The organism is Ructibacterium sp. SJQ-7 (assembly GCF_054696575.1).
The window spans coordinates 16,632-37,797 of record NZ_CP195193.1 but is presented as its reverse complement, the minus strand read 5'-3'; the positions used below and the strand labels follow the sequence as shown (position 1 = coordinate 37,797).

Annotated in this window: 25 protein-coding genes; 3 read left to right on the top strand and 22 right to left on the bottom strand. The window is 43.0% G+C overall.

The window, feature by feature from the left end:
* Positions 1–82: 82 nt before the first annotated feature.
* The 21 genes from ACSAMO_RS00185 to ACSAMO_RS00085 all read right to left on the bottom strand — a co-directional run bounded on the left by ACSAMO_RS00185 (position 83) and on the right by ACSAMO_RS00085 (position 16,845).
* A complete protein-coding gene (locus tag ACSAMO_RS00185) occupies positions 83–1,930 on the bottom strand; it encodes a DNA cytosine methyltransferase (RefSeq protein WP_499209498.1) in 1,848 nt (615 codons plus the stop codon).
* Positions 1,923–3,206, bottom strand: coding sequence for a site-specific DNA-methyltransferase (locus ACSAMO_RS00180; protein WP_499209497.1), 1,284 nt, complete (start codon positions 3,204–3,206; stop codon positions 1,923–1,925). Before ACSAMO_RS00180 ends, ACSAMO_RS00185 begins: the two co-directional genes overlap by 8 nt.
* On the bottom strand, positions 3,203–3,502 hold the full coding sequence (locus ACSAMO_RS00175; RefSeq protein ID WP_499209496.1) for a hypothetical protein: 300 nt from the start codon (positions 3,500–3,502) through the stop codon (positions 3,203–3,205). The genes ACSAMO_RS00180 and ACSAMO_RS00175 overlap by 4 nt, the downstream gene beginning before the upstream one ends.
* Positions 3,503–3,748: 246 nt before the next feature.
* Positions 3,749–5,062: an IS3 family transposase gene (locus ACSAMO_RS00170; RefSeq protein ID WP_412614945.1), complete on the bottom strand. Its 1,314-nt coding sequence runs from the start codon at positions 5,060–5,062 to the stop codon at positions 3,749–3,751.
* Between the two features lie 99 nt (positions 5,063–5,161).
* Positions 5,162–5,530 (bottom strand): HNH endonuclease, encoded by a 369-nt coding sequence (locus ACSAMO_RS00165; protein ID WP_499209495.1) that lies wholly within the window; start codon positions 5,528–5,530, stop codon positions 5,162–5,164.
* Positions 5,531–5,652: 122 nt separating this feature from the next.
* Complete coding sequence (locus ACSAMO_RS00160) at positions 5,653–6,057, bottom strand: hypothetical protein (protein ID WP_499209494.1); 405 nt, start codon at positions 6,055–6,057, stop codon at positions 5,653–5,655.
* Positions 6,054–6,275 (bottom strand): hypothetical protein, encoded by a 222-nt coding sequence (locus ACSAMO_RS00155; protein ID WP_499209493.1) that lies wholly within the window; start codon positions 6,273–6,275, stop codon positions 6,054–6,056. Before ACSAMO_RS00155 ends, ACSAMO_RS00160 begins: the two co-directional genes overlap by 4 nt.
* Positions 6,275–7,627: an SNF2-related protein gene (locus ACSAMO_RS00150; RefSeq protein WP_499209492.1), complete on the bottom strand. Its 1,353-nt coding sequence runs from the start codon at positions 7,625–7,627 to the stop codon at positions 6,275–6,277. The genes ACSAMO_RS00155 and ACSAMO_RS00150 overlap by 1 nt, the downstream gene beginning before the upstream one ends.
* Complete coding sequence (locus ACSAMO_RS00145; RefSeq protein WP_499209491.1) at positions 7,608–7,889, bottom strand: VRR-NUC domain-containing protein; 282 nt, start codon at positions 7,887–7,889, stop codon at positions 7,608–7,610. Before ACSAMO_RS00145 ends, ACSAMO_RS00150 begins: the two co-directional genes overlap by 20 nt.
* On the bottom strand, positions 7,856–8,089 hold the full coding sequence (locus ACSAMO_RS00140) for a YozE family protein (protein WP_499210105.1): 234 nt from the start codon (positions 8,087–8,089) through the stop codon (positions 7,856–7,858). The genes ACSAMO_RS00145 and ACSAMO_RS00140 overlap by 34 nt, the downstream gene beginning before the upstream one ends.
* Positions 8,090–8,291: 202 nt before the next feature.
* Positions 8,292–10,532: a DUF3987 domain-containing protein gene (locus tag ACSAMO_RS00135; protein ID WP_499209490.1), complete on the bottom strand. Its 2,241-nt coding sequence runs from the start codon at positions 10,530–10,532 to the stop codon at positions 8,292–8,294.
* Positions 10,529–10,954 (bottom strand): DUF7768 domain-containing protein, encoded by a 426-nt coding sequence (locus ACSAMO_RS00130; protein WP_499209489.1) that lies wholly within the window; start codon positions 10,952–10,954, stop codon positions 10,529–10,531. The genes ACSAMO_RS00135 and ACSAMO_RS00130 overlap by 4 nt, the downstream gene beginning before the upstream one ends.
* Positions 10,935–11,159, bottom strand: coding sequence for a hypothetical protein (locus tag ACSAMO_RS00125; protein WP_147514494.1), 225 nt, complete (start codon positions 11,157–11,159; stop codon positions 10,935–10,937). The genes ACSAMO_RS00130 and ACSAMO_RS00125 overlap by 20 nt, the downstream gene beginning before the upstream one ends.
* Position 11,160: 1 nt before the next feature.
* Positions 11,161–11,826 (bottom strand): Rha family transcriptional regulator, encoded by a 666-nt coding sequence (locus tag ACSAMO_RS00120; RefSeq protein WP_499209488.1) that lies wholly within the window; start codon positions 11,824–11,826, stop codon positions 11,161–11,163.
* Between the two features lie 81 nt (positions 11,827–11,907).
* On the bottom strand, positions 11,908–13,890 hold the full coding sequence (locus tag ACSAMO_RS00115; protein ID WP_499209487.1) for a DNA polymerase: 1,983 nt from the start codon (positions 13,888–13,890) through the stop codon (positions 11,908–11,910).
* Positions 13,877–14,392, bottom strand: coding sequence for an NUMOD4 domain-containing protein (locus ACSAMO_RS00110; RefSeq protein ID WP_499209486.1), 516 nt, complete (start codon positions 14,390–14,392; stop codon positions 13,877–13,879). The genes ACSAMO_RS00115 and ACSAMO_RS00110 overlap by 14 nt, the downstream gene beginning before the upstream one ends.
* Positions 14,393–14,454: 62 nt before the next feature.
* Entirely contained in the window at positions 14,455–14,610 is a 156-nt protein-coding gene (locus tag ACSAMO_RS00105) for a hypothetical protein (protein ID WP_499209485.1), read from the bottom strand.
* A 15-nt stretch (positions 14,611–14,625) separates the two neighbouring features.
* Positions 14,626–15,192 (bottom strand): DUF2815 family protein, encoded by a 567-nt coding sequence (locus tag ACSAMO_RS00100; protein ID WP_499209484.1) that lies wholly within the window; start codon positions 15,190–15,192, stop codon positions 14,626–14,628.
* Between the two features lies 1 nt (position 15,193).
* Positions 15,194–16,321 (bottom strand): DUF2800 domain-containing protein, encoded by a 1,128-nt coding sequence (locus tag ACSAMO_RS00095; RefSeq protein ID WP_499209483.1) that lies wholly within the window; start codon positions 16,319–16,321, stop codon positions 15,194–15,196.
* A complete protein-coding gene (locus tag ACSAMO_RS00090) occupies positions 16,311–16,676 on the bottom strand; it encodes a DNA ligase (protein ID WP_499209482.1) in 366 nt (121 codons plus the stop codon). The genes ACSAMO_RS00095 and ACSAMO_RS00090 overlap by 11 nt, the downstream gene beginning before the upstream one ends.
* Positions 16,642–16,845, bottom strand: a complete 204-nt coding sequence (locus ACSAMO_RS00085; protein WP_499209481.1) for a hypothetical protein — start codon at positions 16,843–16,845, stop codon at positions 16,642–16,644. The genes ACSAMO_RS00090 and ACSAMO_RS00085 overlap by 35 nt, the downstream gene beginning before the upstream one ends.
* A gap of 173 nt (positions 16,846–17,018) precedes the next feature.
* Between ACSAMO_RS00085 and ACSAMO_RS00080 the strand changes: the two genes are divergently transcribed.
* Positions 17,019–17,447 carry a MarR family winged helix-turn-helix transcriptional regulator gene (locus ACSAMO_RS00080; RefSeq protein ID WP_499209480.1) on the top strand — a complete coding sequence of 143 codons (429 nt, stop codon included), beginning with the start codon at positions 17,019–17,021 and terminating at the stop codon, positions 17,445–17,447.
* Between the two features lie 12 nt (positions 17,448–17,459).
* Positions 17,460–18,821, top strand: coding sequence for an MATE family efflux transporter (locus ACSAMO_RS00075; protein ID WP_499209479.1), 1,362 nt, complete (start codon positions 17,460–17,462; stop codon positions 18,819–18,821).
* A 195-nt stretch (positions 18,822–19,016) separates the two neighbouring features.
* Here the strand turns inward: ACSAMO_RS00075 and ACSAMO_RS00070 are convergent, their stop codons facing one another.
* Entirely contained in the window at positions 19,017–19,526 is a 510-nt protein-coding gene (locus tag ACSAMO_RS00070) for an RNA polymerase sigma factor (RefSeq protein WP_499209478.1), read from the bottom strand.
* 437 nt (positions 19,527–19,963) lie between these two features.
* On the opposite strand from ACSAMO_RS00070, the gene ACSAMO_RS00065 reads away from it, so the two are divergent.
* Positions 19,964–21,148, top strand: a complete 1,185-nt coding sequence (locus tag ACSAMO_RS00065; RefSeq protein ID WP_499209477.1) for a hypothetical protein — start codon at positions 19,964–19,966, stop codon at positions 21,146–21,148.
* The last annotated feature ends 18 nt before the right edge of the window (positions 21,149–21,166 follow it).

Below are 21,166 nucleotides of genomic sequence, written 5' to 3'. Positions count from 1 at the left end.
GTTTTTTATCGTAAGCACATATTACCGTCACAAGGGAGATATATCAATATCATTACTACACAAAATGTAACTGTTTATTTGGTTAATTTACATTAGCTATGCCGTATAAAACATAGAACACACAAGGAAGTGCGACTCCGTTGCCCCACATAGTGTACAGAGCTGAATCGGAGCATGTATTTTGTAACCATTTTCTGATTTGGTTTCGGCTCTTTGGCTTTGTGCTTTTACCGATTGCCTTGCGATGTGTTTCAAAAATCTCTGCCCATTCATAAATTTCCGCATCTGTTGGATTTTCACTTTCCAAGCCGTCACACCAATAATCGGGAAAGCCTTGCAGCCTGCAACATTCAAGCGGAGTAAGTCTGCGGACGATATATTCCATCTCCGAATTTGTGTCATTAACTATCGGTGCATCCTTGTAGTCTGTTGCACACAAGGTATTTGCAACCTCTTTTTCTGCCCTCGTAAAGAATGATGCTTTACTTGATGAATATGTAGCCGCCATCACCGCACTTGGTCCCTTTGCCACGATAGTCGGTTGATTTTCTTTTGAGATTGTAAAATCATATTGAGCATTTTTACCCTGATTAAATGCAGCTCTGTCAATTCCATAAGCAACGGCATGGTGGTCAACTGTATTTAATGTGAATGAAACATCTTCATTCACGCCGCTACCGTTGGGACCGTTTTCATCCTTGCGACCGATTACAGAGCCTTGTACCGATACAACCGCCATACCACCTTGATTACAACCGGGGTTTCCGCCATTTGCATCAATAGTTCGAGCAGTGTCAGCCTCATATATTCCGCTATGCGGATTATTCGATTTCATAGAATTACTATCATTAGAGCATATCCCATACACTTTTGTAGTATCTTCCGAAACAACAAACGGCTGATTGTTTCCGCCCTTGCCGTATGTAGCCACCACCGTTTGTGCCACATCAATCGGGCCTTTGTATCTTGTATCCTGTGAGTGATTTTCAAATACATATTGCTCTGAATTCTGAGATTTTGTAATTGTAGCCGGAACAACACCCGCTCTCAAAGTGGGTGACTGCTCCTCGCCATAACCAATACTACGGCTTTTAGCGGAATGCTCTGTACAAAAGCCCGCACTTTCCATTACGCATGGAGGATGATGTGCCTGTGCCCTTAATGTACAAGTGACATCGTCCGTTACATCCATACGATTACCACCTTGGTCATTCAGACACACTGTGCCTGTCTTTGTAATGCTTTCTTGAGCATCGGTGGCAGTTCTTTGCCACGAGCCTCGCTCCTTCGTAAAATCCCCAAACAAGCCTTCTGACTCAAATAGTACTTTTCCGGCGGATTGTCCTCCAAAATCTGCGACAAGAAAGATACGTCTGCGTCTTTGAGGGACTCCGAAGTATTGTGCATCGAGTATTCGGTAGGCAACGGAGTAATCTTTGCCCACAATTTCGCCTGCTCCTGTCCATTTTTCAGGCATAGGAACAGATACGGTTTCATCTTTGATTTTGCAGATTTCTTCAAGGACTGTCCTAAAATCTTGTCCTTTAGAGCTTGACAATGCTCCCGGCACGTTCTCCCACACAATCCATCTTGGATATTTTCCATTAGTTGCACACCTCATTTCCTTTATAACTCTGATAGCCTCAAAAAATAGTGATGACCTCGCACCGTCAAGACCGTTTCGTCTGCCCGCCAAGCTAAGGTCTTGACATGGACTTCCAAATGTGATTATATCAACGGGTTCAATTTTGCCACCGTCTATATTTGATATATCCCCGTAATGTTTCATTTGCGGTATTCTCTTTTTGGTTACTCGTATAGGTAAAGGCTCAATTTCACTTGCCCAGATAGGTTGTATATTCGCTATAATTCCTGCAAGTGGAAAACCGCCCGAGCCATCAAATAGAGAACCGAGTGTTAAATTATTCATCTCGGATAACCTCACTATACGGAATTTTCTCACCGTTACGCACTAAAAAAACGCTATCTGAATTTCCTATGAAATCCACATAACGCTTTACAATTACATCAACAAACTTTTCATCAAGCTCTATCGCATAGCAAACTCGGTCGGTCTGCTCACAAGCAATGAGTGTACTTCCACTGCCGGCAAACGGCTCAAGCACGATAGAATTTACCACGCTCGAATTTTGTATAGGGTATGCCATCAACGGTATAGGCTTTGTTGTCGGATGCAGTTCCGATTTCTTCGGCTTATCAAAATTCCACACAGTTCTTTGCTTACGGTCTGAATACCATTTATGACCTGCGGTCGGTTTCCACCCCACCAATATCGGCTCATGACAATATTGATAATCACATCTGCCAAGCACTGGAGAGTTCTTAACCCATATACAAGTCTGGTGGCAGAAGAACCCGGCATCACGAAATGCAGTTCTGAAATTTATACTTTCTTTATCTGCGTGGAACACATAAATGCTCGCACCATCCGCACACACATCATACATACCCTTAAATGCTGCAAACAGGAATTCATAGAATTTCTTATCTTCCATATTGTCATTTTGTATTGAACCCGCAGTTCCTTCATATGCGACGTTATACGGAGGGTCCGTCACAATAAGATTTACTTTCTTACCATCCATCAGCTGTTCGTAGGTTTCAGGCTTGGTACTGTCACCACATATAAGTCTGTGTTTTCCAAGTAGCCATATATCACCTGATTGCGATACAGGGTTTTCCGGTGGAGTCAAGTCTGCATTGTCCTCAACAACCTCACCCTCATGTGTTTTTGCAAGCAGCTCCTCAAGTGCCTCCTCGGTAAATGCTGACATTTCAAGCTCGATGTCACCGCTGTCCTTAATGTCCTTTAAAATATCTGCAGACATCTTAAGGTCAAGTTCTGAAAATTCTTGTATTTTATTATCCGCCATGAGGTCGGCAAACTCGCTTGCCTCACTCTCGTAGTCCTGAAAGTCAACAGGCACTTCCGACACACCAAGTTCCTTTGCAGCAAGCAGACGACCATGCCCCTTTACTACGAACCCAGAGCGGTTCGATACCACGATAGGGTGTCGCCAACCTTGCCGTTTTATAATCTTTGCAAGTGCTATTATTTGTTCCTTTGGGTGTTTATTCGGATTCCTCGGATTGCCGACAAGTGCATCCGTTTCCACAATCTTATCGTGGGCACAGAAAACCGAAACACCACCTGCAGTAGCTTTTGGTTCTATATGTTCAATCATAGCTTACCTCCATTTTTCAAATTCCAATATTCTTTTCTGCATTTATCGGTGCAGAATGTCTTTTTCTTTTTGCCCTCGGTATGGTTCAGGCGTTTACCACAGTTTTTGCAAATAAGGCCAAGCTGTACGGAAATATCGTTGTTAATTGACACAACGGGTCCGACACCAACAAGTCCATTTCGTTTGCAATAACCTTTTACGGTACTGAGTGGAAGAAGGAGCGTACTTGCGATATGCTTGTAGCCACTCCCGTCAAGTCGCATTTTGCGAATTTTCTTTTTCTGTTCATCTGTCATAATTTAATACCTTTCCAACTAAAAAACGCACCTTTCAAGACGATTTGAAAAATGCGTTTTAGTAAGTGTTTATCATATTTTGCGATATTTATTGCGTGGACAATTATAGGCCCCCTCTTTAAATTATGCGAAAATTCACGCAAAGGGGGGCGGCGGTCTTCTGACATAAGTTTTGTGACGATAACATGGGCCCTATGTCAAGGACAATTTTAACACCCTTCATAATTTATTAGATAACAAATACACCTATGCAGTGTTTAACAAATAATTTCTATATTGTATAGGTGTCATTTTATTTAAGTTCCATTGATAACGATCATTATTGTAATAATCAATGTAATCTGATATAAGCGTATGTAATTCATCAAATGTATTGCAGTGCTTTATATCTACTTCATCCTTTAAATGACCAAAGAAAGACTCCTGTGGTGCATTATCCCAACAATTGCCCCTACGTGACATTGATTGCTGCAATCCCATTTCTGCGGCTCTGATACGAAATTGAGGATTTGTATAATGCCATCCTTGGTCTGAATGTATCATTCCATCATCAAAATGTACAAATTGATTATCCTTTAATTCATTCAACGTACTTATAACTAAATCCAATTTCATATTTTCTCTCACCTTGAATGATAATATCTCATTTGTACTTGCATCTAGAATTGTTGACAGATATGCTGTTTTTGCGTTACCATACTGTAAATAAGATATATCTGTCAACATCACCTTTCCAGGTACATTTTGTTTAAATTCTCTTTGAAGATAATTTTTACAGACTTTATGTTCCTTTGTAACTTTATATTTATACTTTTTTCTGCGAATTGGACATACAATATTATATTTACGCATTATCCGCATAATTCTCTTTCGATTGTAACAAATTCCAAACTTATCCTCTAACAGCATTTTTATACTCCGTGAACCCTTTTTGTATCCTCTAAAGCTTATTGCCATCAGTATATCATCACGCACTTTTATATCTATTTCCTCACGCCTTTCACGTTTACTTTCATTTGATAAATAATTATAGTAACCACTTCTTGATACGCCTGCACTCGCACATAAATAAGACACAACATTTTTTAGATTATTATCACGTATTGTAATCCTTATCAACTCAAAAATATCACTACTTTTCAGTCTTTGACTTCCTATCAGCCCCCTTTCTTTCAAGTCGATTTTTTTTAATAGTTCTACCTCTAGTTCCAAAAGCTTGATTTTTGCTTCTTGCCTTCTTATCAACTCTTTATCTGTAATATTTTTTGCTTTTAATACCGGATGACGATTAGGCAATGTTGCAGAAACATCTAATGTACCATTCTCATAAGCCTTCATCCATCTGCTTGTTGCTTTTTCTATACGCTTAGCACCCAATATTCGCTTATATAATCCAACACTTTCAAAAATCAAAGTAGGACCTTTCCCGTTCATATATTCTCGCACAAAAAATTGCTTAAACTCAATTGTGTATGTTATCTGTTTTTCATTAACAGATTCAACATATATATTTGATGACAAATATTCTATCTCTTCCTCTGTAAAATACTTAATTCCCATCATGATACCTCCATAACAAATTGCACTGTAATATTATTATAATACCCCCCTGTGTTATTTGTCCATTTCTTAGGTACCACTATACGATTTTGACCGCCCCTACCGGATAGGATAACCATAGGTTGGACAGCTATCTTCATTGCCTGTTTTATTGTCGTGGCACGCTTTGCATAACGCTTGCCAATTACTCTCGTCCCACATCAATTGTTCATTACCTCTGTGTGGTACGATGTGGTCGACAACCGTAGCCTCTATGTATTTACCTTTACTCTTGCACATCACACACAAAGGATGGTTCTTTAAGAACAGCTTTCGTTTGCGTTGCCACTTGGAAGTGTAGCCACGCTTACCAGCTGACCTTGTGTACTCAGGGTGCAGTGGTAGATGCTCCTCACAGTATTTACTTTTGTTATCTACAAGCCTTGCACAGCCGGGGTGTCGACAGGGTGTTCTTGGTAAGTATGGCATTGTTTCCTCCTTGGCATACAAAAAGGACACTCCGTTTGGAATGCCCTTTGAATTTTATTTTTCTGTCGATTATATAATAACATAAACACCATAGTAGAAAATAGTAGAATTTACTGTACTCATCAATTTATTTTCACTAATTTCAAAGCTCTGCGGTGTAGCTTATATACATTGTCAATACAGTAGTCTAAATCAACAGCTATCTGCTCCCAAGTGTTAAAACAGAGGTATCGCTTTTCTAAAAGCAACTGACATTCAATTCTATCAACACTTTTGATTGCTTTCATTATTTCTTTTTTTGTGTCAACAAGCATATCGATATCGGCATTAATTTCGTTTTCTAAATCGATAATCTTCTCAATCGTATCAGAAAGCCTATGTACATTTCGTGTACCACTTGGTGGCACAGCACTTAATGATGTGGTTATTTTCTGTGTTAAATCATTTAACGATTCCAGCTGTTCTAACTTGCTGTTGATTCTGTGGTCAAGTTTATATGCTCTATTTAAAAATTCTTTAGCTGTCATTTAACATTTACCTCCTGTTGTATGCGTTTCATAAGTGTTTCACCGCTCACTTTTGTTAAAACCTTAAACCATGAGCCTTTAAAAAAACGTTCTATTTCTTGTTTTTCTGTCTTTGCTATTGTGTTATTACAATTTCGGTTTAATTTTATTAACGCTTTTTTGTAATCCTTGGCAGCCTTAATTATAATCGCATTAGCAAGTTCTATGTAACCGTCCATCATTTACCTCCAATTTCTGCTTTTACCGCCTCAATCAATGCAGCTTGTGATGCATCCTTTCTTTCAAGAGCCTGCATAATATGCTCATCAATTGTACCCACCGTAACAATATGCTGAATAACAACCGTATTTGCGGTCTGTCCTTGTCTCCATAATCGTGCCACCGTTTGCTGATATAATTCCAACGACCAGGTAATACCGAACCACACCAAGGCAGAACCACCGCTTTGCAGGTTCAGACCATGTCCTGCAGATGCCGGATGAATGGCAGCAACAGGGATACTGCCGTTATTCCAGTCGGCAATATCACGGCTTGTCTTGATTTCCCTCACGACAAAGCGTTTCTTGATGCGTTCCAGATCATGCCGGAACCAATATGCCACAAGGACAGGCTTGCCGTTTGCAGATTCGATAATATCCTCCAGTGCGTCCAATTTTCGCTGATGAATTTCCAGGATACTCTCATCATCGGAATAAACGGCACCGTTTGCCATCTGTGACAGTTTTCCTGTCAGCGATGCGGCATTGGCGGCTGTGATTTCTCCGTCCGGGAGCTGAAGTATAAGGTCTTTTTTCAGTTCCTCATATTTTTTCTTTTCGTCCTCCAATAATTCCACTTCATACTGGGTACTGATAAGTTCCGGCATCTTTAGGTGGTCGGTGGATTTCATGGAAATCGTAATATCTGAGATTTTCTCATAAATCTGCTGTTCAGCATCCGGCAGTGGCTTATAACTGTAAATAATCTGACCGTTTCGCTTATCCGGGGAGAAGTAGGCATTTCGGTATTGCCCAATAAATCTGCCAAGCCTTGCTCCCATATCCAGCAGTTTGAATTCTGCAAATAAGTCCATCAAGCCATTACTGGAAGGAGTGCCTGTCAGACCCACCACTCGTTTTACCTTTGGTCTGACTTTCATCAGTGCTTTGAACCGCTTCGCCTGATGATTCTTGAAGGACGATAACTCATCCACCACTAGCATATCAAAGTCAAAGGGCACTCCGCTTTTTTCAATCAGCCACTGTACATTCTCACGGTTGATGATATAAATATCTGCATCGGCATTTAATGCTGCAAGCCGTTCTTGCTCAGTACCCACTGCAATGGAATATTTCAGATTTTTCAAATGTTCCCACTTTTCAATTTCTGCTCCCCAAGTAGATAAAGCCACTCTGAGTGGTGCAATTATCAGCACCTTGTGGATTTCAAAACTGTCAAATAATAAATCATTGATTGCCATAAGCGATATAGATGTTTTTCCAAGTCCCATCGATAATAGAACGGCTGCTACAGGATGGCTTTTGATATACTCGACCGCATACCTCTGATATTCATGTGGCTCGTATTTCATCGATTATCCCTCCAATCTGTTCTTCACTGTCCAGGACATACACCTTAAATCCCAAACAGCGGAGAAGTCGGTGCCTTGCCAATTGCAGTGGTCTTGGTTTTTCTCCCGGTGCTTTGACTTCCACAAAGGCGAACCTGCCATGCGGTAAAAGCAGTAAGCGGTCTGGCATTCCATCGAAACCGGGAGATACGAACTTCGGACAAATGCCGCCTGCCTTTTTCACTGCTGTTACAATTTTCTGTTCAATCGTTTTTTCTCGCATCTTACATATTCCTCCCAACACTCATCAAAAGTTGCAAGGCACTCCATGCAGGCATTCTTTTGCAGCAGATAACTTCGAATCAGCCGATACCATCCATCAAATTTACAGGGACGGTTTCTCGGAAAAGTCTCTTTCTCCCGGTACATATCCTGTGCCAGATCTCCTGCTGGTGAATCCTCGTTAAGATAGTTCCGTGTCATATAGGTATAAAATGTCATAGTCTCAATTCCTCCTGGTTTTTATTTCTGTCCTTTTTGTCACGCTGTCCTCTATGGGGTAAGAATGAAAATATAAAAATAAGTAAAAATATGTATCTATATGTATCTGTTACTATAAGGACAAATACACGCATACATATGCTTACGACATAGGGACAGAAAGGACAAAAAGGACAATTCATATTCACTGTTCATAGATATACGGGTTTACAAGATACACCTGTGCCGGAGGTCTGCCTTTGCCGGAATAGGCTTCATCTTCCTTTGCCATGATATAGCCATAATCCGTCAGTCTGGTCAACACCTGCTGCACATCCTCCGCTTTCTTGAAATTACGGCAGAGCCTCATAATATCTCTGCGGGTAAATTCCGTCAGTCCATTTTCCTTCACTACAGAAATGACCTTTTTGCTTTGACTAATAACAGGATCGGCACCCATCAGCATAAACGCCGCCTTTGCATGTTCAATAAAATACTCTCCGATTTTGATGGCATTGCTCATGGTATGTCCATCCACCACAAGCGGCTCCGGGACATCCAAAAAGTCATGGCTTCTGCGTATGGATGCCCTGCACAGCAGTGCCGCAATGCGCTGGATATTTCCCACCAGCTTGCCCGCCCAATCCACGATGTCGGCATAGCCTTTGTTCAGTTCCGGCTCCAGGCTTTCTGCAAAGGCTTCTATCATGGCATCTGCTTCATCTGACAAAGTGATGATTTCCGCTTCTTTCCCGCATTCGTCCTCCAGCAGATTTCGGATGCACAGCTCGTATTCACGGTAAACCTCGTCCGAGACCGGTTTAGAACGGTACCGTCTTTTCCCAACAAAGGATGCCGGAATGCAGTACAGAAAACGTGCCGTCAGTCCACGTCCCCGGAATGTGCCGTTCTGCATCAGTCCGGAAAGAACACTCGGCTGCACCATAAGAAGTACTGTCAGTGCCGGATTCATGATACTTTCACTGTTTCTTCCGATACGGTCAACACGAATGCTGTCCCCGGAATAGCCTTTCAGCATCACATCAATATTGACCGTCTTGGAATAAGCTCCTGCCAAAGTGTCAAATATGCCGCCCTCGGTGGAAAGAATCGCCGCCCGCCCATCATTTCCGGCAAGCACCGATGTCAGCTTTTCTGTTGTAATATCATCCACATACAGCTTCATTGGCTTCATTTCTTTGTAGCCTGCAATCTCTTCTGCAATTCTTCTGACCTCATCCGCATCCGCTTTGCCCTTGGATGCCTGGTCTTCCAGCACCTTCTGCCTGCGTTCCAGTATTCGTTTCTGCATTTTACTGGACTCTATCGCCGCCGCATTCTGTATATTGCGTTCTGTTTCAAACAAATTCAATGGCCGAACCATCGCATTTTCCACGGCAGACTTACGCTCGGAAGGATTCATGACATCCAGCACAAAGGTATTCACAGGTTCTGTCCAGTCAACTTTTGCCCTTATTTTGAACTTCCCCTGCATACAGACCGACATGACCGCAATGGAAGATGTGGCCGCCAAATCCACAGGTGTTTGTGTGCTTTCAGCAAGAGCCGCTGCATAATCTCCGACCGCCTTTGGCAGAGCTTCTACCGGAAACGGAGGAAGATTAAATTCATCAAAGGGGATTGGCGTTTCCCATTCGGGTTTTTTGTTGTATTCCTCCGGTGGAACATACCCTTCCTGCTTTTCTAACTTTTTTCCGAATCCGACTGCACTGTTCCAAATGGTGTCCAGCTCACTTTGCGGCAGCGGAGGTGTGCATCGCTCCGACCTCCCCATAAAAATACGGTGAGCTTCCTCCGTACAGCCATAACGCTTGACAATCTTCCCGGCAAAAAGGCTCATTTCCTTATTGCGGCTTCCCTCTGTGATATTTTCCTTACTGCGGTCGAACTCAGCAAAATCCTGCTCGTCCAGGAATTCATCAATGGTTCTGCTGCCTTCATGCCAGATAATGTTTTCTGCCGGACAGCCGAATATAAATCTTGCGGCATCCATCGCACCATCATCGAAAAAAGGTGCGGCAGCATAAATCCTCTTTTTCAGTTCTGCACATTCCTCAGCTGTGCTGGTTTGCTTATGCGGAAAATACACATGGTGCCTTGGTCTTGCTGATTTATTGCCCTTGACATTTCCGTCATGGCGGCTGGGTACGATAACAAGGGAAACATCTGGGAAAATCTTCTGATACATTTCTGGGCGAATCCATTCCCTGGGATTTTCTGTCATGTCATTATCACAGTCCATCACATCGCAATCGCCGCAAATATAGCCAAGCACCGAACGGTGTGAGTTTTTATATTTTGCACTCACATGGTCACGGCAGATGGCCGCTTTAAAATCATCCTCATTATCAATTTCAGCCTTATTGGGATAAATGGTATTCTTCTCATTTCCCGTACAGTTTGCGGTATATAAAGTAAACTTCATCTTGCCGCCTCCTTCAAATCACTGCCAAAATAGCGCAGTCTGTAATTTTTTCTTTTGGCTCTCCTGATTTCGGCATCCATCCCGGCAGATATGGTTTCGCCAAACACCCATACTTCCGAGCAATGGCTCATCAGCACATTCCCAAAATGAAGTCCCAGTTCACGTTCCGTTAAATCGTTATCATTAAGAAACTGCGGAAACAGCAAATGCGGAGCAATGGGGATATACCCCTGCTCCACAGCAAATCGGCTGTACTTTCGTGCATTTGCAATGTTCCCGGTAATATCTCCGGAAAACGGGGAGCATACATACACAATCGGTCTGTATGCTCTTGCCGCTTTTGTTTCCTTCTCAATAGATGTCAGTGCTTCGTAGGTAGTTGGATCAGGATAGCCTTCGCTGTTATACCTGCTCACACCCACAAGCCGCACCTCCCATCAGCTTTCTGCTGCAGTTATCGCAAAGGACTGCTGTGCCAAACAGGTCAACATCACCATCTGCAAATACATCTGCAAGGTCGACCTGCACCTCCGAACCGCAGTGCGGACAGCGGCAGAATACATTTTCATCGTTGATTTCAATGGAAACCTCCATCGCATCATTCAGCTGTTCTTTCACATAAAACATCTTATTTGTCCTCCTCTAATTTGGTTTTGTACCATTCAAGATGGCGCTTTCTGTCTTCGTAAGCAGGGAATGCCACGAGCAGACCCACATCAACTTTCTGCAGGATTTCCAGCATTTCAATCTGTTCTTTGGTCAGATACGGTCTGATACTTTTGCCTTTTTCGATGTTATTGGCAAGTCTGAACTGTTTTGCCGTCATACCAAGAACAATGCGGTTTAACATATCGCACTCATTGCTGAAGTGATATGGCTTCGGCTTGTCATGGAGCAGCTTGATATTTTCGGTCAGAAGCGGAAACTCCTGTCTTGCGGATACCAGCGTTTTGATGAATTTCTCCATCTCGTTGAAACGCTTGATGTACAGTTCCTTAAATTTCAAAGCCTTTTGACCAGTGAACCCCATAACGAGAAGCACAAAGCCGTCTCTTGTCATGCAGTATGCTTTCTGTTTTCTTCCTCTGGAGTCACGGTAAGTAATACGCTCAAAATTGAGCGCATTAAATTCTTGGCTCAGACCCGAATCAGATGCTGTCAGTCTTTCGATTTCACGCACAACATTCTTGTGTTCCTTTTCAAATGCCTGTGCCACAAACAGGCTGTCTACTCTCGCAGTGTCATGGACATCGGCAAAGATGCCGTATTCGTCTTTGGGTATTAATTCTTTCATAAAAATACCGCCTTTCATAAAAGTAGGATCTTGCCCTCTGATAGTGAAAGGACAAAACCCTGCGTTTTAAGAACCGTATTTTTAATCTTTTTTATAGAAGTTGCATTCATACCCGTCAGCACGGAGAAGAAGCCCGGAAATCCAAGCCGGAGTCCTGCCCATCTGCTCACATATGGCATCAAGGGAAACCCCCATACTGCACTCAATAATCAATTCATCATGCACATGACCGCAGATAAAGCAGTGCGACAGGGTTCTCATGGAATGAGCCAAAATATCCCTGCTGATTGCTTGCACGATATTTTCGACAAACTTGGGACCATAACTTTCGATGCGTTCCCACTTTTTCGTACCTCCGACACCTTCATAGGTCACGGACTCACCACCGAAACGGTTCTCTCCCATACGAGGTTTCACATAGGAAAGCCGTCTGCCGCTTGGCAGCTGAATGAACAGCATCCCGCTCTGGTAGCGAAAGCGGATACCGTGTGTTTCTGTCGGCACTCTGTTTTTGACCGTATCCTTTACACAGCGGTCAACATCCCACCAGAACCTTACGATATTTGGATTGGCGGCTCTCCACGAATCCACAAGCGGCTGTAATTCCTCTTCGGAAAGTCCCATATCAAGGGCACCCATCGCCTTCAAAGCACCGACCGAACCGCCGTAGCCAAGAGCCAATTCAGCAATTTTGCCCTTTTGACGGAGATTTCCGTTGACACCATGCTTTTCCACCGGAACACCAAACATGGCTGATGCCGATGCACAATAAATATCCCCGTTATTTGCAAATACCTCTGTTCGCCAGTTTTCCTTTGCAAGATGCGACAGCACCCTTGCTTCAATTGCCGAGAAGTCCGCCACCACAAATTTCATGCCCGGTCTTGGCACAAAGGCAGTACGGATAAGCTGTGACAGGGTGTCCGGTATGTCATCGTATAAAAGTTCCATCGCATCATAATTGCCGGACTCCACCAGACCTCGTGCCTGTTTCAAATCCGGCATATGGTTTTGAGGTAGGTTTTGCAGCTGTATCATTCTGCCCGCCCATCGGCCACTGCGATTGGCCCCATAAAACTGAAACATCCCTCTGGCTCTGCCGTCCTCACAGACTGCATTCTGCATCGCCTGGTATTTTTTCACGGAGGACTTGGATAATTGCTGTCGCAGTTGCAGAACTTCCGCCAGTTCCTTCGGAGCAGTTTTGACCGCCTGTGCCACTTCCTTTTTGCCAAGGCTCTCCATCTCCAAGCCATTATCCGAGAGCCACTGCTTCATCTGCACCACAGAGTTAGGGTTATCAAGGTCAGTCAATTTCTGCATTTTCTCTGCCAACTCCGCCTTGGATTTTGCATCAAAAACGATGGCATTCTCCACCACCGCCATATCAAGAGCAATCCCTCGGTCATTGATTTCCTGGTCAAGGTGGTACTCATCCCACACAAAATCCGGCACAGGGAATTTTTTCAGTTTATCCTGTATGGACATCTCCACCTCCACATCTCTCTTGTTGTAGAAAACAAAGGTGTTCCATTTCTCCATATCATGCTCCGGCAGATTGCGTGTCCTGCCGCCGTTCACTTTGGTAGGCTTGCAGGGAACACAGAAATACCTTATGAGGTCTTTGCCTTCCTTCAGCTTCTGTTCTTCCAATCCAAGCACCGTGCCGGCTCCCGCAAGAGATAATGGCAGTCCCATGTATGCAGCCCATATCATGGAGCATTTCCAGGCAGAGGGGTCAAGGTAATCTCCGACAGTATCCTCGTCAATACTGTAACTGCGAAAATATGCCGGGTAGTTCCTTTGCAGCCACACCGACAAACAGATTCTCTCGAAAGCCGCATTAAATGCCCATTTGGTTACGGTATCATCGGTCAGTGCTTTGATAATCTCCATCGGAATTTTCTCTCCACGAGCAATATCAACAACCCTCACTTCTCCGCCATCAATCGCATAACCAAACAGCAGAATTTCAAAGTTGGAACTTTCAGCATAACGATACACACCGCATTTCTGTAAATTCACATCAGAATAGGTTTCTAAATCTATGCTAATCTCTTGCACCAGAAAGCACCTCCATTTCCGAATTTTTTCTCGCATTTACTGCATCCTCAAGGGTTTTAAACCAACCAATATAGCGTCCACAAATTGAAACTGCATAGCCGCCTTCATGTTTGTACACGCCTTTCGTACCTGTTTTATTATCCCTACGAATGGGTCTTCTGAAATCTATCTTTCCATTTTCATATGCGTGTTTCATATTCTGCCTATGTGAAACCCACTCTAAATTACACACTCGGTTATCCGCTTTATCTAAGTTAATATGATTTATACAGCAATTGTTCTTTGATTGTGGCTCGCCCAAGAACACAAGCCCAACCAATCTGTGTACATAAAATCTCTTTTTATTCCCGTTGATATCTGAAAGTTGAATAGCACGGTATCCAAACCCCGATCTTACACTTTTACGGATGATATTATTTCTAAGGCTGTAGATATTTCCGTAATTGCTTATTTGATACAATCTTTCATATCCGGGTATATCCTTCCAAATTTCATCTGACATATGTTTTCACTCCTTCATATAAGCAAGGCGGCGAAGAATACACCTCCGCCGCCCGCTGTCATTTATTCTGCCTTATCAGCAGACTCTTCATTTTTCTTACGCTTTTTCTCCTTGTGCTTGTCAATGGCACACTTGATGAGGAATCCCACATTTGCAATGAGAGTACCCATCACGGCACCGAAACACACGGAGAGCATCATACCCTGAACTGTTGTCATAGTAAGCCGTCCTCCTTATGCGAGAAAATCATCATCCGCATCGGTAGCAAAATCGTCCTCGGCACGGCTCTTTCCGCCAAGCGGCTCTCCGTCCTTAATCTTCTGAAGATTATTCAAACCACAGGCGATACCCTTATTGCCGTTGGAATTGAAGGCATAGAAGTTGATGGATGCACGGCCATATACACCGCTGTACACCTCACTGCGGTCAAGAATCGGCTGACGGTCTGCGTCAACAATACCGGGAGCAGTTGCGGAATTTGCGTTGACGAAGTAGCATCCTGCATACGCTACATCGTCGGGTCTTTCCAAATCTCCATCTCTTAAAGGCGTTTTCAAAATAGAAAGAGCAGGTACACTCTTGCCATTGCCCTTCAGCTTGGACTCTCCTTCTTCATAAGCAGACTGGATGGCTGCCTTAATCTTGTTTACCGTTGCGGTATCAGACTTCGGAATAATAAGGCTCACACTGTACTTCGGTGCGCCACCGTTGATGGATTTCGGATCCCACACATTTGCGTAAGACCAACGAGTATTGACTCCTGTGATTACCTTGGTAGGGTTTGTGTAATTCTTTGACATATTAGTTGTCCTCCTTAAAATCGTTAGCCGCTGTATTCATTGCCGGACGCTTGTCCGACATAGGTACCAATGTTGGCTTGCCCTGCGGTTTTTCAATAAACCCGGAGAGCAGTTCTTCAAATTTTGTCTTGCCGAGCAGTTTGGTCATTGCGGTAATACCCAGAACCTTATGTTCAAACGGGTCGTAGCCTGCATTCTTAACCGTATCCGCCACGGCTGTTTCGTTTACATATTTCCTGTTGGAGCGACCTTCGACAATCTTCCAGTCTTTCCACTGCTTGCCGCTGACTGCCTGCTGCAATGCATATTCCTTGACATCGCCCGCCCAGGATACCAGCGCGTCTGCTTTTGCTAAAATGGCCTCTATCTCATCGTCTTCAAGGGTGGAAGGCATTTCAAAATCATAACGAGCAAGTTCCAGGTTATATTCGGCTCTCTTGCGGCACTTGGCTTTAACCTTACAGAACTGGCAGTGGTCTCCGGCTTTGTATTCGCCTTCGCCCTTGGCTGCAAGCTGTGCGGTCGGAGCAAGCACCTCATCCGCCCATTTCAGAAGTTCTTCCTTGGAAATGGTGTATGTGCTGACACTGTCACGTCTTGGCTGGAAGATGGTCATGGTCACCGAGTCGATATCATAAATGCTGTCGAAAAGCTGTAGGGCTCCCAATGCGTAACACATCATCTGCGGGTTCTTTTCTGCTTCCAGCAAAATTCCGACACCATATTTGAAATCGATAACCGTGAGGGTTTCATCTGCCACAATCACACAGTCCCCGGTGCCGAACCCCTGCGGTACCCACTTGGAAAAATCAAGGCGCTGTTCAATCAGAACGATTGGGTCTTTACATTTTTCCTTTGCCACCGCAAGCTGCTCCATCACATACTGAGCATACATATCGGAACAGTCTGCCATCTCTTCATCAAAGAACGTTAAATTCTCTGTAGGGTCTTTCGACTGCTGCCCCAGTGCTGTTTTCAGCTTATGTTCGCAAAGGCTGTGGGCATCCGTACCCTGCATGGCGAACTCACTCGGTGCATCTCCGGCAGTGGAACAGAGGAGAGCCGAAGGCGGACATTCCAACCACCTGTGACTGGAAGATGCTGATAATACTGCGTGTTTATCTGGCATTGCCAAGCACCTCCACTTCAGCAAGCAGTGCTTTATATTCTGCCGGGTTGACCTCCGACAGTTTTTCCACACCGTGCTTATTCAGGATTGCTTTGACCTCTTCCGTAAAACCGCTGCGGGATTTGTCCGCACACACGGCGCGTACATCTTCCAATGTGAGTGTCTTTTCCTCCGACACTTCCGACTTCGACTCTTCAGCAGCCTTCTTCTTAGCAGCACTCTTTTTTGCAGGCTGCTTTTCTTCTTCCGCCGAACCGCTGAATAAATCAGCCAAACCTTCCGAAAGACCGACAAGCGTTTCTCCGCATTTGCGAAGTTCCTCAACGAGCATGGACAATTCGTTCATTTTTCCCATTCAGGCTTCCTCCTTCCATATTCAGTTTTTCTCTGCCGCTGACTGCTGTTATACGGTCAGCGATTCTTTTTGACACGACACTGATTGCGATAAGCACATCAGATAACTCACGGTCGAGTTCCTGACTGCTGCAGCCGCTCGTACCTGTTCTGCATCTGGTTGTCATCATGTTTGACACCGTCCTTTCCGAGCGACTTTACTGCCCCTCTGAGAGTGAAAGGACATCCGGGCCTGTTTTGAGAACCGCAGTTTTGAAAAAATTTTTCTTGACAAAAAAATGAAAGCGGAGTATAATAATTAAAGTTCAAAAACGAACAGTTCAAAATGAAAGAAGGTGTGCTTGTGATAAATTATTTTGCACATTGTATTGATGTTGAAGAATTGTATAAAAACGAGGTAACTGCGGTCTGCGAAAAATACGGATTGACCTATATGGAGTTTACAGTTCTTATGTTTTTAGCAAATAATCCTCAGTATGATACAGCTACGCAAATTGTTAAGTATCGTCATCTTGCAAAATCTCATGTATCTGTTTCCATTCGTTCCTTACAGGAAAGAGGATTGATTTTAGGGGAACATAAGAGAGGAAACCACAGAACCATTCATTTAAGTGTGGCTGACAAAGCAAGAGACATCATTGCGGATGGGCGTGCGGCACAGAACAAATTTTGTGAAATAGTATTTGCAGGATTTTCAAAGGAAGAAATGGAAAAGCTGCAACAGTTTACAGAGCAGGTAAACAGAAATATCAAGGAATATACGAACAGTTAGGAGATGTTTACAGTGGAAAATAACAAGGATTTTTTAGGTACGCAGCCCGTTGGAAAACTGCTTTTTAAGTTGGCAATTCCTACGGTGATAGCACAGTTGGTCAATATGTTGTATAACATTGTTGATAGGATCTTTATCGGTCATATACCAGATGCAGGCAGTCTTGCTCTGACGGGTGTCGGTGTGACTATGCCTATTATTATGATTGTGTCGGCATTTGCAGGACTTGTAAGTTCAGGAGGTGCTCCACGTGCTTCTATTTCGATGGGAAAAGGCAATATGGACAGTGCAGAGCAAACGCTTGGTGGATGTTTTCTTTTACAGGTAATTGTTTCAATCGTTCTGACAGTGGTACTTTTGCTCTTTGGAGAAAATTTACTGTTAGCTTTTGGAGCCAGTGAAAATACGATTGAATATGCTGTTTCCTATTTGAACATATATGCGCTTGGAACATTGTTTGTGCAGCTAACATTGGGAATGAACGCATTCGTAACTGCTGAAGGATTTACCCAAGTGTCCATGGTATCCGTCGCAATCGGCGCAATTCTGAATATCGCCCTCGACCCGATTATGATTTTCGGATTGAATATGGGTGTTCGTGGTGCTGCTTTGGCAACTGTTATTTCGCAGGCAGTTTCATGTATCATTGTTGTGACATTTTTGTGTAGTAAGAAATCAATACTTAGACTAAAACGCAAGAATCTGAATATAAAGCCCAAAGTTGTGTTCCCGTGCATTGCACTTGGAACTGCAGCATTTATTATGCAGGCGAGTGAAAGCGTTATATCCGTATGCTTTAATTCTTCCCTGCTGAAATATGGCGGAGATATTGCGGTAGGTGCAATGACGATTCTGACCAGTGTCATGCAGTTTGCCATGCTTCCTTTACAGGGAATTGCACAGGGAGCCCAGCCAATTACGAGCTATAATTATGGTGCAAACAATACCGAGCGTGTAAAAAAGACTTTTCGTGTTTTATTAACGGTAAGCCTGATTTATTCTGTCACACTTTGGCTAGCTGTAATGCTTATGCCACAATTCTTTGTGAGCATTTTTACCCCGGAGACAGCGATGATCGAATTTGCGTCAAAAGCTCTGCGTATCTATATGGCAGTCATGTTTTTATTTGGTATTCAGATTGCCTGCCAGATGACCTTTACAGCCCTCGGCAATGCGAAAAGTTCCATTATTGTGGCAGTCACAAGAAAATTTATTTTGCTGTTACCAATGATTTATATTATGCCGCATATGGTTTCAGACAAAACCATGGGTGTTTACCTTGCAGAGCCGGTAGCAGATTTCATGGCAGTAACCTTTACTGCAATTTTGTTCTATTTCCAGTTTAGGAAAGCGATGAGAAAGGTCGAATCGTAGTCTGTATAACCGTTAAGGATTACTTTGTAATTATAGCGATTGGAATGCTTCCTTACATACCTTACATAATTGAAATGCTTGAACTGCTTAACAAGGAGAAATACAATATGCATTATAGAAAATTAGGAAAAACTGAATTAGAAATATAAAAAACCTGCTGTGGTGCAATGATATGTACCACAGCAGGCATCTTCCTTATCTGAAATCCTTCAGTCTAGTGCGGAGCTTCAGTAAAATACGCTGTTTGCGCTTTCCCGCGCCACGCTGGGACATGCCGACAGCTTTTCCGATTTCCACTTCGGAACAGCCTCGGCTATACAGTTCCATGATGGTGCGGTCGATTTCTTCCAGTTCATCCAGTGCCTTGTGAAGCTCATCAATCAGTATTTTCTTCATAACATCCGCTTCAAGGTCGGAGTCGGTATCAGCGACTTCGTACTCGGTTTCCTCGTACAGCTTGTCCAGGGAAACTGGAGGCTCCTGCCTCTGCTGACGCTTGTCCTCACGCCAAAGAGGACGCATATATGCTTTGTACTGCTCTTCCGTTGCCGGAATCATAATGACACGTGCTTTGCGGTTACCGATTCTCGTCCATACCACATCCGCAGGGTTGATACCGAAATCCTTAATGGTTTCTGCGGTTACTTCCATAGGGATGTAGTGCTGTTTCTCGTTGTTTGTCTGTAGATTTTCAAATTTGTCCATCGTGTAGACCCTCCTTCGGTCTCATACCGAAGTGAGAATCCACGCAGGACATCCCATAAATAACTGGCCATAAATAAGAATGAATCCTCACTTCTTAACTGGCCAACCGTCCCAGTGGGTTGACTGATATTTACTTGTGTCCGTTTCGCCGCTCTGGGCATCGCTAATCAGGCGATGAACATTGAAACGGGGATATGAAAAACACCTCTGCTGTATATAAGGTTGGGTTGTTCTTCACTGTCTTTAAGTATAAGGATTTCAGTATAGTAAGTAAATTTCTGACATAATCACTTACTTTCTTTGTATTTCATCACTATACCAACTTGAAACAAACAATAATAAGTGTTATAATTACATTATCGCTTATGTAATCACTTACTTTTTGACATAAAAAAAGACCCCTCAATATGGGGTCAGGAAATATGGAGTAGCTTTTTATGGCTGAGTTAGACAATTTTTTCAATATTAGCAACGATAATTTTTCTTTGAGTTGCAAAAAATGTACATTTAGAATAGAAGAAGTCTTAAAGACGGACGGGCAGGCACATAAAATATTAACAGTCTATCCCGTGAATGATGAAATTATAAATTATGCCTTTAGTGGAAGCCGAGGTTTATGTTTAACGACTCCACACGGTTCACTTCAAAATAAAAATGTTCTCGGTTCTCTGATATCACTTCCGGCAACCAATGTAAAAAAGGTGCTTGGTTTTTTTGAGGAACATGGCTATCTACTTCCTATTTCGCCTGAAGGAACGGAAATTGATGTAACAGCACTTGTAGAAGTCTTGAACCGAATCAAAGCCACAGTTCTCCTTATGACTGCATTGGAAAAACCTTCTCTCGATTATGAGCAGATTCTACATTTAACTTTGTATTTGCTTCTTGGAACACAAGTCACGCTTAATGGCACTGCACGAATTACTTATTCAACCTATCGGCATCCATTTCATGATAGCATCAGAAACCAAGCCGCTATCGATTCACTACAGCAATCCTCTGAAACAGAATCTATTACCGTAAAAGACATGATTTATGCTCCTTCATATGAATTGAATCCTGATGAATATGATGATATTTCAAACGGAGAAACATTTACATACGATTATCCTGGAATTAATGATACGCTGTATCGCCAGGTCACCATTGCTTACAAGAACAACAATATTCAGTCCAGGAATCTCCGGCTAATGGTTGAATTCCTATTTCACTATATGCATTCCGTTGGTGTTATAAAAGCTGTAACTTTCGATGGCGGCATTGAATACTATGGCAGTCCAGATTTCGGCAAATTTGACAGTCACTTGAAATCTGCTACTGTTATTATCGCACGACTCGTTTTAAGTGGGGAAATAAATCATAATACCAGAAGTATAAAACCTTTCTACAGTCCCAATTCACTGGAGCCATCATGGAAAGCACCATCACTGCTTGCTGCTTTATATTTTTCCATTTTCTACATGAAACCCGGCTCTGAAATATATAGAAAGTGTGCCAATCCTTCTTGCCATAAATATTTCTTAGTAAAGACTTCTAATAGTAGAAAGAAATATTGCTGCTGTAACTGTAGGAACGCAAATAATCAACGTTCCCACCGAATTAAGGTACAAAAGAGTAAATAAAAAATCCGCAAACAGTAT